Consider the following 13,772-nt stretch of genomic DNA (forward strand, 5'->3'; position numbering starts at 1 on the left):
CTCTCACCCCTTCTTGCGGCTGAAGACCATCTTCTGGTTGGCGAGGCGTTCCGGCGGGCCGATCCAGGCCCAGGCCAGAAGTGCCGGCTCCAGTTTGGACACGGTGATCCGGTGCATATGCTCCGGCGGGTTGAAGATCATCGACCCGGGGGCATAGACCCCCTGGTGATTTTCCGAAACCGCTCCTGAAACGCAGATATAGCTTTCCGATATGCCGCTGTGCGCGTGGGCCGGATATGTACAGCCCGGTGCGAACAGGACCAGGCCCAGAATGACGTCCGTCGTCAGAACCGGTCCATTCGGTCCGCAGATTTCCGCGTAGGCATACGTCTTGTCGAGGCCGCGCGGCACTTTCTCGTAGCCATACTGCCAGATGAGATGGTCCCGGACACTTTCGATGGCGCGCACCAGCGGAGCGGTTCGCTCCTGCTTGCCCTCGTCAAGGGCACGCCGGAGATGTGCCGTCACGGGTTTGTGGGCCGGGGCATCGAAGCGCATTTCCGGATCGGATTTCAGCACCCGCCCAATTGCCTCGCGCACCGCGCGCTGATGTGCCCGGATCTTGTCGCTGCCACCGGACGAGAGGAACCGGTAGGCCTCGTAGAATTCCCGCAAAAGATAGCCCCAGTCCGGGAACTCGGCGAGGCGGCGGCTGGCCAGAGGCTGTTCTTCCGACATGTTATTTTCCAGCACGGCTTGTCCTCCCGCACTCTGATCACGATCGGCCTGAGCCTATCGGAACGGAGCGTAGCGGCTTCTCTCTTTACGGCAACCGAAAATACATAACCGTCATGCGCGGTTTGCGTCAGAACGTCTCTTGCGCTCGCCGGACAGGCAGATAATCTGGCCCTCCATTCCGCAGGACAGAATTCATGACAGTTGTGATTGTTGGAGCCGGTGTTTCCGGACTTTCCACCGCTTGGGCCCTGACAAAACGAGGCGTGCCCGTCACGCTTCTGGAACAGGGGCCAATCCCCAACCCGCTTTCGGCATCCGGTGACCAGCACCGTATCATCCGCCGGGCCTATGGCGGCCAGGGCGGCTATCAGCGCCGCATCGGCGATGCCTACGCTGCATGGGACGAAATGTGGGACGACCTGGGTGAGAAGCACCTCGCCGAAACGGGATTCATGCTGTTGTCGCAGGAACCGGGCGATGGCGGCGAGGTCTATCGGGACGGTCTGGTCGAGGGCGGTTATCCGTTCGAGGACCTGACACCGGAAGAAACGGCGAAACGGTTTCCCTTCGTTGATCCGGCGACGATCCGTTACGGCGCTGTCAGCGACGAGGGCGGCGTTCTGCTGTGCCAGAAAATTGCCGCCGGGGTGCGCGACTGGCTGATCGCCAAAGGAGCTGATGTGCGCGAAAACGCACAGGTGACTGCCGTCGACACATCCGCGGGCACGGTGACCCTTGCCGATGGCAGCACGGTCTCCGGAGAGCATGTGATCGTGACGGCCGGTGCCTGGACGCTGGGGCTTTTTCCGAAGCTGGACATCAGCCTGACGACTTACCGGACAGCGGTTGTCTATCTGACGCCGCCTGAAGATCTGCGCGAGGCCTGGGAACGATCGCCGGCGATTCTCGATCCGGGCGGGCCGATCGACGGTTACATCCTGCCTCCGGTCGCCGGAACCGGCCTCAAGTTCGGGGCGGGTATTCACAAGTACAAGGCTCCGCCGAACCAGGATCGGACGCCGGTTGCAGGCGAAGGCGAGACCCTGCGCGACTATTTCTCTCCGCCGTTCGGCCGGATCAAGGAATACCGCGTCGATGACGTCGTCACCTGTGCCTACACCTTCACCTCAGACGAGCATTTCTTCGCAATGAGCGAAGGCAAGACCACTGTGGTCTCGGCCTGTTCCGGACATGGCTACAAGTTTGGTGCCGTCGTGGGGCAGAAACTGGCGGAAGGCTTTACAGGCAACGACATGGACGCTGCGCGCGTGTGGCTGGAAGCACGCGATTAAGTCATCCGGCGTAAAAAAGAAGGCTCCGGCTTGCGAGATTGCCGGAGCCTTTTCTGTTTCGGCTAGTGCCGGGAAGATACCATCCGCATCATGATGCCATCCTTCAGGGCAATATGATGGTAGAGCGCTCCCAGCACATGCAGTGCGATCAGCACGATGAAGAACGGCTTGCTCAATTCGTGGATTTCTTCCGCAGTGTGGATGCCGCCGTACCAGGCCAGAAGTCCGGTGATCGGTGCCAGCAACATCAGCAGATAGAGCAGGCCGTGGACACCCCTGGCGGCCAGTTCCTGGACTCTTGAAGTGGGGAGCGGGGCAGGGACGCCGAATTTTGCTCGCACCAGAAGACGGATGACAGTCAAGGCCAGAACGGCAATGCCAACCCAGATGTGGGCATTGGCCAGAAAGGCGGTTGCTGCATCCGGCACGCCGCCGTCGCGCAGCACGTGCTTCAGATCGCCCATGCTTTCGCCGAAGATCAGCTGAAACAGAATCAGGGCGGCGATCACCCAGTGCAGAATGATATGGATCGGACTGTAGGACGCTGGCTGTGTCGTGGACATGGCGCGCTTTGGCTCCTCGCAAAGAAAAGAAATGCCAAATATTAGTGCCATGCCAGGGCAGGCAGAGGTATCGGGGATTTGTACTATTTGGTAACAGGTCCAGGCGGATTTGCGACAATTGAAACAAACGGACCTGTGCCCAGCGGTCAGGCGGTTTTTGAAGGACGGGAGGCATCATGCCAGCTGAGATCAGAACGCTGACGGGCGAGGAGTTGACAGCTGCGCTGAACGATCTTGCGCGCCTGAGGATATCCGTCTTCCGCAGCTGGCCATATCTCTATGAGGGGTCTCTGGAGTACGAAGCCGGATACCTGCAACGCTATGCCCGGACGGAGGGCGCGGTGATTGTCGGTGCATATGACGGCAGCCGGCTGGTTGGCGCGGCGACAGGTGAGCCTCTCGGAGCCGAACTGGAGGCTTTCAAGACCCCTTTCCTCAAGCAGGGACTGGATCCGGAAAACGTCTTCTACATGGCCGAATCCGTTCTGGATCCTGCCTTCCGCGGCCAGGGCATCGGCCATCGCTTTTTTGACGAGCGCGAAGCGCACGCCAGGCGGCTCGGTTTCGGTGAAGCAGCCTTCTGTGCGGTGATCCGCCCGGACACGCACCCGCTGAAGCCGGTAGACTACGCCCCGCTCGATCCGTTCTGGCGCAAGCGCGGTTACGAAAAGCTGGAGGGTGTCGTCGTGACGTTTCCCTGGCGCGATGTCGGCGAGAACGAAGAAACCGACAAGCCGATGCAGGTTTGGCACCGGAACCTTTGAGGGAACCCGGCAGCCCGCTGACCGGTGAACGAAGTTTTGGACAAAAGAAAACCGGGGCCTGGAAACCAGCCCCCGGTTTTTTGTTTCCCGCGCGTGGTTACTTCAGCGTCCAGCGGATGGTGACATTCGCGCTGATGGTTTCCTCGATCGGCACATCGGCGGATTTGGCCATCATCATGCCCTCGGCGCGCATCATGTACGGGCGCGGCATTTCGGTGCCGGTTTCCGTGATGTCGGCAATGGTGCCGAGATCGACACCGGCAGCGGCTGCAAAGATGCCTGCTTTGTGCCGAGCGTCCTCGACGGCCTTCTTGCGGGCTTCATCCAGTATCTCGTCGGCATTGCTGACTTCAAAGCGGATGGAATCGACCGAGTTTGCACCGCTTTCGACGACAAGCGTCAACAGCCCGCCAAGCTTGGCCAGATCGCGGATCTTGACCTCAACGCCGTTGCGAACCTCATAACCGGCAATATCCGGCTGGCTGCTGGAATTCTTGGAGTGATCGTAGCGCGGATAGATGCCGAACCCCTTGGTCTGGATATCCTTGGCTTCGATGCCGTTTGCTTTCACCGCTTCAATGACCTTGGCGATTGCGGCGCTGTTTTCAGCCAGAACGTCGGCAGTGGATTTGCCGGTGGTGACGACGCTTGCGGAAATGACGGCCATGTCGGGGGCAACGGAAACTGCACCGCGGCCCTGCATGGTGATCGTGCCGGCCGGCGCCGGGGAATCCTGCGCGACAGCCGGTGCGGCACTCACGAGCGCGGCACTGAGGCCAGCGGCCAGAACAGCCTTGCGCAGCAGGGAGACGGAGGGGAAAAGAGGGGCATTCATATGAACTTATCCTTGATGGAAACAGTTTGTTCGATGGCCGGACACTCGCTTGTGATTGCGGCGGCGTAATGACGGTTGTGTTCATCTGCCGTTCATCGGCAAAACCCGGCAGATGTCCTCGAAGGTCGTTTGAAAATCTTTCCCGGAGGCCTAACCCGTGCTGCCGGTCTTGCCCGACAGGCCGCCGACCTCGCCGGTCTGCGACAACAGAATCGCAATCGGCCTGGAACCTTCGAAACGGGCGCAGACGATCACGATCATCACCGTCAGCGGGACGCACAGAACCATGCCGACAACACCCCAGATCGCCCCCCAGAAGGCCAGCGACAACATGATGACAAGGCCTGACAGATTGAGGTTGGATCCCATCAGGCGCGGTTCGACCAGATTGCCGATGGTGAACTGGATGAGGCCGAGGCCCGTCGCAATCGCGATGAAGGGACCCAGCGTGTCGTAATAGACCACCGCCAGGAGGCTGGGAAAGATCACGCCGATCAGCGAACCGATGGTTGGAATGTAGTTGAGCAGAAAGGCGATGAAGCCGAACAAGGCCGCGTAAGGCAGGCCGATGGCGATCAGAACAAGGCTGGTCAAAACGCCCGTGGCAACGGAGACGGCGGTTTTGATCGAGAAATAATGCATGATCGAGCGGTTGATCTCGGCCCGCATGGCAAACGCGGCTTCCGCCCGCTCGGGCGAAGGAAACAGGCGTTCGAACTTGCGGTCGAATGTCGACTGCTCGAGCACCAGGAACAGGACGTAGATGAACACAAGACTGGCCGACCCGGCCAGCGTCGTCACCAGACTCGCCCCCGCGGTCACCATGCGCGGCACGATGGAATCGGGCAGAAGGTCCTTCAACTCGATTGGATCATTAAGGTGCAGTTGGGTGGATGCCTGGGTGAAGAGTTCTTCCAGCCGCCGCTGATAGGTTGGTGCGTCCAGTGCAAGCTGGGTGAGATTGACGGTCACGATGTCGAGCACCACGGTGCTGGCAAAGAAGATCGTCAGCAGCGCCAGTGAAAACGACACCAAACGGGGCAGGCGCCAGCGGCCAAGCGGAATATGCGCAAAGACATGTGCCAGCGAGTTGATCATGTACCAGACGATCAGCGCGATCACGAACGGCAGGATGAGGGACCGCCCGACCACCAGCAGCCAGCCGATCATGCACACAAGCAGGACACTCAGCGTGGCAGTGAGAAGCGGTGATCGCATGGTGGCTCCGGCGGGCGAGTTTGGCAGGTCTGTTCCCCGGGCGACTCGTCAAAGGCCCGGCTGCCTCATTTAGACCCGATGGCGCAGGCGAACGGAACCGCTTTTTCCATCAAGGCGATCCAGACCTCCTGAGAAACGCTTCCACCGCGCCAGTTTCCCAACCTTTTTCACCCTGCCGTTGCAAAGCACTTGCCCCGGAGATTGGCCATGGTATAGGGAACCAGACGCAGGGCCTTGCAAAGGCTTCGCCCTGCCGTGGGCCTGTAGCTCAATTGGTTAGAGCCGTCCGCTCATAACGGATTGGTTGGGGGTTCGAGTCCCTCCGGGCCCACCATTTTTCTTTTCTCCCACTCGTATTTGGCAGCCGAAGAAAGCTGGTGCTCTTCTGCTGATGTGAAGTCCCGGATTTGCTCAATCGCCGGCGTCTGCCTGGCACTGTTGCGGCATTGGGGAGGACCGGCAGTTCGCCGTTCTCGATCACCGGTGCGGCGCTGGACCGGGATGTGGCGCTTGTTGATGCGGGGCTGAATTTCGGTGTGACTGACAACCTCAACATCACTGCCGACTACACCGGCTCCTTCGGTGAGCGCCAGCAGGACCAGACTTTCGCGGCGAAACTCAGGGCAAGGTTCCAAGGAGGCAGGCATGGGTTTATGCGGTCTTGTCGATCCCGTTAGAAATGGCTACCGGGAACGAAAGATGCCCCGCGATGCTGGACGAGGCCATGTTAGGCGCTTAGCTTTATTCGGACGGCCTGAGGGAGCCCTACGTGGGCCACATCGTCGATCAAGTCAGCCACGTGCTGCAACGATGAACGGATGTGTACACACTCGACGGGCTTCATGATCGGGCATGAACGGGAACGTGAGTTTGGCTTCCTACACGCAGGCAACAGGGCATTTCGAGAACGGCGAATTTGCAAAGGCGCAGCATGCCGTTTCCGCCTGCCTGCAGGAGATCTACGCGAATATTCATCGCTTCGTCCTGACAGAAAACCTTCAAAACATATATGGCACGAAGGTTTCGGTGATTGTCGTTTCCCATCGGAGCAGCCTTGAGGCCTGCGAGGTTGGCCGGGGTATCGAAGATTTCATCCGCCGTCCGGACGTTGAATTGGTTTTCGTCGGCAATGGGCCCGGAGCCGCTGAGAGGGCATCCGGCCCGTATGCGGACAAGGCTCGGGTGTTCGGCTTGCCGGAGAATATCGGCTGTTCGGCGGCGCGAAACGTCGGTGCCTATGTCGCGCGGGGGAGCTGCCTTCTGTTTCTGGACGATGATGCATCGACGGGCGCGGCAGATCTTGATCTGCTTGCCGGCACCTGTATCGAGCGCGGGGCCAAGGCTGTGCGCGGACGCATTGCGCCGAAGTCCGGTGCCGGATTGACGGGTAACCACTACAATCTCGGTGACAGTCTGAAACCGGCACCGCCCACAACGGAGGGGTTTTCCGCCTGGCAGGCGTCAGCCTTCGAAAAATACGGCGGATTTGATCCGCTTCTGGCAGGCCACGAAGGCATGGATCTTTGTTGCCGGATGCTGGGCGAGACGGATGCGAAGCAGTTCCTGTATCAGCCCGGCGCAGTGATGCGTCACGACTATGCCGGAGACGACCGGCAGCGGTTGCAGAAGGTGGAGAAGCTTCAGCTTTCGGACAGGTATCTTGCGTTCAAGGGGATAGACAAGGACCGGGTTGCCGTCGCCTTCAAGGAGGTTGAGAAGGCGGATGCTGTCTGAATTGTCAATGAAAGCACCGTTCGCACGCGGGAACGCGTTCAAGACCTTTCCGGGCAAACTGCATGGATAGGCCTGACGACACCTGGCTGAGCCAGCGCTTCTGTTCCAATCCGTTCGAGCGGATTGAAACCCAGCCGAACCAGGACATTCACTTCTGTCCCGCAACCTGGCAACCGGCTGCAATCGGCAGTCTGTCTGACGATCCTGAAACCGCCTGGAACTCGCCCAAAGCCCAGGACATACGACGGTCGATCCTTGCGGGTGACTTCTCGCATTGCTGCCATTTGAAATGCCCGCGTATCACAGGGCGCGATCTTCCGGCGCGCGAGGAGATCCTGTCGGAAAAAGACCCGTCTCCTGCGGTGGCCTACTATCGGGAGATCATCAAGACTGGCAGGACCCGACTGGACAAGCCTCCAGCGTGCGCCAGCCTCTGTCACGACTTGAGCAGCAACACCGCCTGTCCTTCCCGGGCGACAAAACCGGTTCAACTGAAAAAATACGATACCGACCGGCTCGACTGGATTGTCAATGAACCGTATGCGCGCTTTCTGGCGAAAGCAGACCGGATAACCATCGGCCGTGAAGGCGAACCTTTTGCCAGCCGGCACTTTCTGAACTTCCTGAAGACCTATTGCGCGGAGATGGAGCCGAGAAAGGCGCTGGACCTCCACACCAATGGCCTGCTGCTGACGGAAGCTGTCTGGAACCGGCTCGATCTTTGGGGGCATGTCGGCAGCGTTCATGTGTCTGTCGATGCCGCGACCCCGGAAACCTATAATGAACTGCGGCCAGGCAGGCAGTTGGTTCAGCTCATGCCCAATCTGTCTTTTCTCGGCCATTTGCGCAGGCTGAAAGCCATAGACACCTTCCAAATGAATTTTGTCGTCCGGCAGGAAAACTACACCGAGATGCCGGACTTTGTCCGTCTTGCGCGCCGGGTCGGGGCAACAGGTGTTCTGTTCCAACGGGTTCGCGATCAGCAGGTTCGGGAGGAAGGTGAATGTCCTGCGGTCGACGTTGCGGACCCTCGCCATTCTGATCATGAAGCGTTGCAGTTGATCCTCGAAGACCCGGTTCTGAAGGCACAGGACGTCGAATTTGTTGATCTGAAACTTGCCCCACGGCACAGGGACGTTTCCGGGGCAGCGTGCTCAGGCGCAACGCCTGATCAGGTTCGGCAAGGCTGAAGTCCATGGTGCATCATCTCATCCTGCTTTCATCGGGAAGAAGCGGCACGCATCTGCACCAGACCATGATGCGGAACGGACTTGAAAAGGCTGTCGTTCTTGGCGAGCTGTTCAACCCGTCGTCTCCGTTTGGTCTTGAAGCCCAGACGCCGGACTTCATCGCAATGCTGGAAGAAGAAAGCGGCATTGAGGTCGATCCGGGCAAGGCAAGAGCGCTGGCCAACTTTTTCAGGGACGATCCGGTCTTCATGCTGAGTGCCCTCGCCAGGGTTTGCGACCGCCTTGGACAGGACTATCTGTGCTATTCGATCCTGCCGAAGCAATTGGCCGGCAGGTCGATCGAAGACATTCTGTTCCGGTTTGACTGCTCCTGCACCTTTCTCACAAGGCAGAGGTTTGCCAGATATGTCTCTCTCGTAAAGGCGCGGCAACTCGGGGCCTGGAAGTGGGTCGATACGACGTCCCTGAAACCGGAAATAACGATGGAAGGGTTCCTGGAAGACGCCCGTTCCACTGACGACTGGTTTCAGTTCCTGTCGGAAAGGGTGCTGTCCGCGGGGCTGGACGTTCGGCATCTTTCCTATGGCGCTGATCTCAACCAACCGGCCCGGACCGCCTTTTACAGCCTGCAGCGGAAGTATGAGGGCATCTGCGAACTGTCCGCCTTCGATTTCAGCCTGATCCCGGATTTCAAGCAGGAACGGGAGGCCGATCCTTTCCGGTCGATTGGCAACGGCGAGCACATGCGGGACGCTCTTCATCAAGCCTCCTTGCTCGATTATGCCTTTGCCGAGCCCGCCGTCTTTTCAGCGGATGGTTATGTCTGATCCCCTTTCGGCAGCGATTGAACATAGCCTTCCGGCGAAGTGCCGATGGTGAACTCGAAATCCGGCGACCAGCCCTCCCGGATGCGGGCTATCCGGCGTTCGAGATAGAGGTCCCAGTTGGCCGAGGCACCATAACGGGGAAGATCCGAAGACATCGGCAGGGTTTCGAAAAAGAGGCCTCTGCTTCTAAGTGCGGAGAAGTACCTGGGCGGGCACACGACGACGATCGTTTCAAACTCCGCGAGCTTCTCCAACTGGCTTTTCAGCGCGTTGGACAGGTGATCGTCTGCCTCATCGAGCGCCCAGACAAGCGCGACTGTTCCTTGTCTGCGGTGTTCCGACAAAAGGGCGGCGCTGTGCTTGGTGTTGGTTTCAAGTTTCCGGATGCTGCCGAGGGCAACCCGTAGTCCGATCTTGCGAAGGCTGCGTTTGAAAGACACGGTTCAACGCTCCTCCAGAGGATTTGCGGGAAGCTGAGCGACCGCCTGCAACAGATGCGCAGTCTGCTGCGCACCGTTCCACCAGTCGGACTTTCTGAGGCACGACCGAGCCAGCGATTGGCGGAAATCGGGATCGAGCATCTGCACAAGCTGCTCTCCGATTGCGTATGGATCCTCGGCAGGTGAGGTGAGGTTCCACCCTGCGCGAGCCCCATATTCGGCGCGGGCCTCCTGCACATCCATGATCGGGTTGCTGTTCGGAATGAAAATCGACGGCAGCGCTGCGGCGATGTTTTCGTGAAAGGTATTGTATCCGGCCGCGCAGACGGCAAAGTCGAAGGCTTTCAGATACTGCCCGAGCGGATAGACCTTCCGCATCATCAGGCGCTCATGGAAATCCGCGTGTTCCTCGAAATGAAGCGGGGACCTGACGTCGACCGCGATCACCTGCGGGTGCCTGTCCAGAAACTCCAGCAGACGTGCCCGGGGAAGGGACATGTCGAAATTTGCTTCCGAGCCAAGTTGCACGAGACAAAGGATCGCATCGTCCGGCAGGTTCACCGCCCGTCTTGCGGTGGTTCTGTCAAAGAGCTGATCTCTTGGCGTCATCAACACCGGGTCGACCCGGGTGACGCTGTTGGGGTTGGGGCGTGAATAGCCTTCGTCCAGAGGCGCGCAGAGTTCCCCGGGTTCGATGATCGCGTCGAAAAAGCCTTCTCGGGAGATGCTGTTGGGCTGGGGCGTGCGCCAGAGGCCGCGCCGGATCCAGACGCTGGTGGCGCGGCCGTAGCTTTCAACCGCGTCCACGAAACCTGCGTACGGCAAGTTGCCGTCAAACAGTGTGAGGCAAGGCTTGTAGTGGCTGAGCGCCTCGCGCATTTCCTGAAAGAAATAGCTGTTCCAGGCTTTGAAATCCAATTCCAGTCTCTGTCGGAAAGGCCGGAATTCGGCTAGGTATCCCATGGATCTTGCAATTTCGATTGCTTCGGAAAGCGAGAAGAAAACGACATTCGCACGCGGGCCGATCGCCCTGGCGATGGCAAGCTGCCGGGAGAGATGCCCGAGGCCGACGCCGTTGGAAGTGATCGTAAGCACGACCGGGGCAGTGGCAGGTCTGCGTGTTTTCGGGGCAGGCAGGGCGGCGATGGAGGGCTCGGCGATTTTTTCGAATTTCGCGGTGAACTGGTCCAGGCCAAACCGCTCCTCCACAAACGTGCGTGCCTTTCGGGAGGTCGTTTCATAAAGCTGAGGATCCGTTCGAAGCTGCTCATAGACCAGTGGTGCTTCGTCCGGCTCGGCATAAAGGCAGGCATCGGAAAAACTGGTTTCCATATAGCGTGGAACGACACAGGGCAGTCCGGTGGCAAGGGCTTCGAGCACACAATATCCGAACGACTCGATCAGCGCTTTGGAATGAAAATAGCAGTAGATGTCGAGCCCTTGAAGAAATCCGGAAATCGGTCCCTTCGAGAAGGGCAGAACCTGCCAGTTGGATGGCAGCTCCTCGAACTGGCCCACGAAGCTCTGCGGCACGCCCATCATGCGGAAGGCAAAGTCAGTGGATTGGGGATAGCAGGTCGTGGCGACCGATAGAGACGGCCATTTGTCGGCGCTGGGGCGACTGTGGCGGCCGATGACCATAGGGGATTTCGGTTCCCGGGATTGTTTCTCCGGATAGTCGGCCAGATCGATCAGATTGGCCCAGCTACCCTGGTGAGCGGCGTGGGACAGGCCGTTCATCACAAGGTCTTCGCGCACGATCTCGCTCACCGGCAGGAGTTTGAGCGAGTGGCCATACCAGTCGGAGATGAGCGCCGACCAGTGATCTGCCGGAAAGGCACGTTGTCCGTCCCGGTTTCGTATCGTTTGGTGCACGACAAGGTAACAGGCATCCGCATCGAAACGGGTGCGGCATTGCACCCGTTTGTCCAGCAAGGTCGGGTGATACAAAAGCGCGACCCTGGACCGCGGTCTTTCGTTCTGCGGAACAATGACGGTGCCAGTAGCCCTGATCTCGGCGAGCACGGATGCGTTCAAGGTCCGGTTTCGGGAAAAAAAGGGGGAACACAGCGGTATGATACCGGCTTTCAATCCGGCTTGCTTGCAGGCGCGAAGATCATATTTGAGCGATGTGGACGTCCCGCCGGGAAAGCGCAGGTCGGCCAGGTAAAGGACGTCAAATTCCATGTGCCGGTCGGCCCCCCAGGAAATCCATCAATCGATCTTGCCGGAAATCACGATGGGGAGCCACCATAGAGCCGCCAGGACTCCAGTCCGCGGTTGAACAGAGGGCCCGGAACACCATCCAGCGTGCCCTCGTAGTATCCGGCAGACTGCAATCTGGTCTGGATCTCAAGGATGGTATCGCGCGACCAGCTGCGGGCGTCGGAGGAAATCTTCGCAAGTGTTTCGCCGCTGTCCACCGTCAATGCGGACAGCAACAGTTCCGATGCCTTTTGTGGTGATTTGTCGGTGTGGAATCCTTCGTCGTAAATCGCAGCGGCGGCAAGGGCGCCTTCCGCGTATCCCTGCTGCGCGGCCAGTTCGAAATAGGCCGCTGCGTCTTCCGGGGTCTTGTAAATGCCTTCCTTGGCAAAGACGCCCAGATTGTAGGTCGCTCTGGCGGCGCCTTCCGATGAGGCATATTCCAGAAGGGTAATTGCACGCGGAACGTCGCGCGCGCCACCTGTGCCGTTATAGAGGGAAACTGCAAGATTGATGGCCCCGTCGGCGCTGCCGTTGGCATAGGCGCGTTCGAACAATTCGCGGGCTTTCAACAGGTCCTTGGGCAGCCCCTGGCCGAGTTCGTAGAGGAGGCCAAGGCTGACGAGTGCCCTTGTGTCGCCTGCAGCTGCTGCCTGCTGATAGAGATCGACGGCAATCTTGGTATCGCCGGCGGCTGCCCGCGCCCGCGCCAGCAGGGCCTTGTAGTGCGGCACATCCGGATAGTCCTTGACGGCCTGCTCGCAGGAATGAATGGCCGCCCCGGAGTTCTTTGCCAGAAGGTTGAGAGAGACGCCGCGGTAGATAACGGTTGAATCGTTCGGGTGTGTGGCGAACCGCCTGCACAGTTCGGATTGCGTCAGATTGTTCGGATTGTCGGGCATCATCTGGGTAACAAGCGTTTTGGCCTGTTCCAGATACTGCCCGTCCGGGAACCGCTCGATGTAATATTGCAGCAGGGCCCGGTTACGGGAGGCCAGGGCGTTGGACCAGATTTCCTCTTCCAGACTTGCGAGGCCGACCGATGGCGTCGGCAGGACGCCGTTCGTGTCCTTCAGCGCTCTTTCGAGGATCGTTTGCGCTTCATCGACAAACCTGCCTTCCGGATAGCGCTGCAGGTACAGCTGGATCAGCCTTGGATCTTCCTGCTGCACCGACAGCTTCCACAGGCCCGCTTCCAGGTCGCCGTCCGACTCCGGACCCGGCTTGAAATAGAAATCGGGTTTGACCGAGAACTGCACGTAAGGCACCTGGGCGCCACCGGTTTCCTTGCGTACGTTCTGGTTCACGTCCGCCAGCACGGACAGGACCTCGCGTCCGGAGGAGTGCATGTAGGACAGGAGCGCCGTCGCGTAGGGACTGTTGTCACCCGCGCCATCATAGGCAACCTTGCCCGGTTGTGTGGCGTAGCCGATCAGAAACCCGCTGACATCCGGCGGTGGTGCCAGGCCCACTTCCAGGCTCTTGATGCGATCCTGAAACGGGTTGTTCTGGCAGGCGTCCAGGAAGACCATCTTGAAGGCGCTGCTGCGCCCGACAAGCTTGAGAAGCTCATCGAAATGGATGCTGTCGCTGACAAGCGTATCGATGTCACTGATCCGTGAATCAACCGGAATGAGATAGTTTTTGCCCGCCAGTTGCACGCCATGCCCGGCGTAATAGACCAGCACGACGTTCGCGTTGCGCCGAATGGTTGCCTGGGAGAACTCTTCGGCCTTCTTCAGGAAGTCCTCCTGCGTTGCATCCAGGATCAAGGTGACGTCGAAGCGAAGGGTCTGCAGGGTTGCAGCGATACTCTCCGCATCATTGCGTGCATTGGGGAGTTTCTCGCCATTGTAGTTGGAATTGCCGACGATCAGCGCCATACGCGTGTCGGGTACAAGCTGCTGGGCTCGTGAGGTTTCAGGTAAGGAAACCGAGACAACGAGTATCAGGCCTGACAGAAGCAGGACCCTCTCGAGAAGTTGCCGGACCAAATGCAATTTCATGGTTTGGAACCGCATTCCGC

The 13,772-nt window shown here is 59.3% G+C and carries 13 protein-coding genes and 1 tRNA gene; 7 read left to right on the plus strand and 7 right to left on the minus strand.

Annotated elements, in window-relative coordinates; translation table 11 throughout:
* Positions 1–3: 3 nt before the first annotated feature.
* The gene (locus tag ACYQ6M_RS04245) at positions 4–678 is read right to left on the minus strand and encodes a dimethylsulfonioproprionate lyase family protein (RefSeq protein ID WP_031268172.1); all 675 of its coding nucleotides are present in this window, start codon (positions 676–678) and stop codon (positions 4–6) included.
* A gap of 194 nt (positions 679–872) precedes the next feature.
* Here ACYQ6M_RS04245 and ACYQ6M_RS04250 point away from each other — a divergent pair, with 194 nt between their 5' ends.
* Positions 873–1,970, plus strand: a complete 1,098-nt coding sequence (locus ACYQ6M_RS04250) for an NAD(P)/FAD-dependent oxidoreductase (protein WP_229004564.1) — start codon at positions 873–875, stop codon at positions 1,968–1,970.
* Between the two features lie 62 nt (positions 1,971–2,032).
* Here the strand turns inward: ACYQ6M_RS04250 and ACYQ6M_RS04255 are convergent, their stop codons facing one another.
* Positions 2,033–2,533: a cytochrome b gene (locus tag ACYQ6M_RS04255; RefSeq protein WP_460072318.1), complete on the minus strand. Its 501-nt coding sequence runs from the start codon at positions 2,531–2,533 to the stop codon at positions 2,033–2,035.
* A gap of 176 nt (positions 2,534–2,709) precedes the next feature.
* Between ACYQ6M_RS04255 and ACYQ6M_RS04260 the strand changes: the two genes are divergently transcribed.
* Positions 2,710–3,297: a GNAT family N-acetyltransferase gene (locus ACYQ6M_RS04260; protein ID WP_460072320.1), complete on the plus strand. Its 588-nt coding sequence runs from the start codon at positions 2,710–2,712 to the stop codon at positions 3,295–3,297.
* Between the two features lie 97 nt (positions 3,298–3,394).
* Here the strand turns inward: ACYQ6M_RS04260 and ACYQ6M_RS04265 are convergent, their stop codons facing one another.
* Together ACYQ6M_RS04265 and ACYQ6M_RS04270 are read right to left on the minus strand one after the other, a co-directional pair.
* Positions 3,395–4,132, minus strand: coding sequence for an SIMPL domain-containing protein (locus tag ACYQ6M_RS04265; protein WP_460072322.1), 738 nt, complete (start codon positions 4,130–4,132; stop codon positions 3,395–3,397).
* A gap of 150 nt (positions 4,133–4,282) precedes the next feature.
* The gene (locus ACYQ6M_RS04270; protein ID WP_296601101.1) at positions 4,283–5,350 is read right to left on the minus strand and encodes an AI-2E family transporter; all 1,068 of its coding nucleotides are present in this window, start codon (positions 5,348–5,350) and stop codon (positions 4,283–4,285) included.
* A 257-nt stretch (positions 5,351–5,607) separates the two neighbouring features.
* On the opposite strand from ACYQ6M_RS04270, the gene ACYQ6M_RS04275 reads away from it, so the two are divergent.
* The 5 genes from ACYQ6M_RS04275 (at position 5,608) to ACYQ6M_RS04295 (ending at position 9,101) form a co-directional block, all read left to right on the plus strand.
* Positions 5,608–5,684 (plus strand) — tRNA-Ile (locus tag ACYQ6M_RS04275).
* A gap of 73 nt (positions 5,685–5,757) precedes the next feature.
* Positions 5,758–6,027 (plus strand): autotransporter outer membrane beta-barrel domain-containing protein, encoded by a 270-nt coding sequence (locus tag ACYQ6M_RS04280; RefSeq protein ID WP_460072324.1) that lies wholly within the window; start codon positions 5,758–5,760, stop codon positions 6,025–6,027.
* Positions 6,028–6,220: 193 nt separating this feature from the next.
* Positions 6,221–7,084, plus strand: coding sequence for a glycosyltransferase family 2 protein (locus ACYQ6M_RS04285; RefSeq protein WP_460072326.1), 864 nt, complete (start codon positions 6,221–6,223; stop codon positions 7,082–7,084).
* Positions 7,085–7,146: 62 nt separating this feature from the next.
* Positions 7,147–8,274, plus strand: a complete 1,128-nt coding sequence (locus ACYQ6M_RS04290) for a hypothetical protein (protein ID WP_460072328.1) — start codon at positions 7,147–7,149, stop codon at positions 8,272–8,274.
* A 5-nt stretch (positions 8,275–8,279) separates the two neighbouring features.
* Positions 8,280–9,101: a hypothetical protein gene (locus tag ACYQ6M_RS04295; RefSeq protein ID WP_460072329.1), complete on the plus strand. Its 822-nt coding sequence runs from the start codon at positions 8,280–8,282 to the stop codon at positions 9,099–9,101.
* Here ACYQ6M_RS04295 and ACYQ6M_RS04300 read toward each other — a convergent pair.
* Genes ACYQ6M_RS04300 through ACYQ6M_RS04310 form a run of 3 tightly spaced genes read right to left on the minus strand, consistent with a single transcriptional unit; the run spans position 9,092 to position 13,752 of the window.
* On the minus strand, positions 9,092–9,541 hold the full coding sequence (locus ACYQ6M_RS04300) for a hypothetical protein (protein ID WP_460072331.1): 450 nt from the start codon (positions 9,539–9,541) through the stop codon (positions 9,092–9,094). The two genes, ACYQ6M_RS04295 and ACYQ6M_RS04300, sit on opposite strands and share 10 nt — an antisense overlap.
* Before the next feature lie 3 nt (positions 9,542–9,544).
* A complete protein-coding gene (locus tag ACYQ6M_RS04305) occupies positions 9,545–11,728 on the minus strand; it encodes a glycosyltransferase family protein (protein WP_460072333.1) in 2,184 nt (727 codons plus the stop codon).
* Between the two features lie 47 nt (positions 11,729–11,775).
* Positions 11,776–13,752 (minus strand): caspase family protein, encoded by a 1,977-nt coding sequence (locus ACYQ6M_RS04310; protein WP_206906949.1) that lies wholly within the window; start codon positions 13,750–13,752, stop codon positions 11,776–11,778.
* Positions 13,753–13,772: the final 20 nt, after the last annotated feature.

The sequence above is a fragment of the Roseibium sp. ROS1 genome, assembly GCF_054658215.1.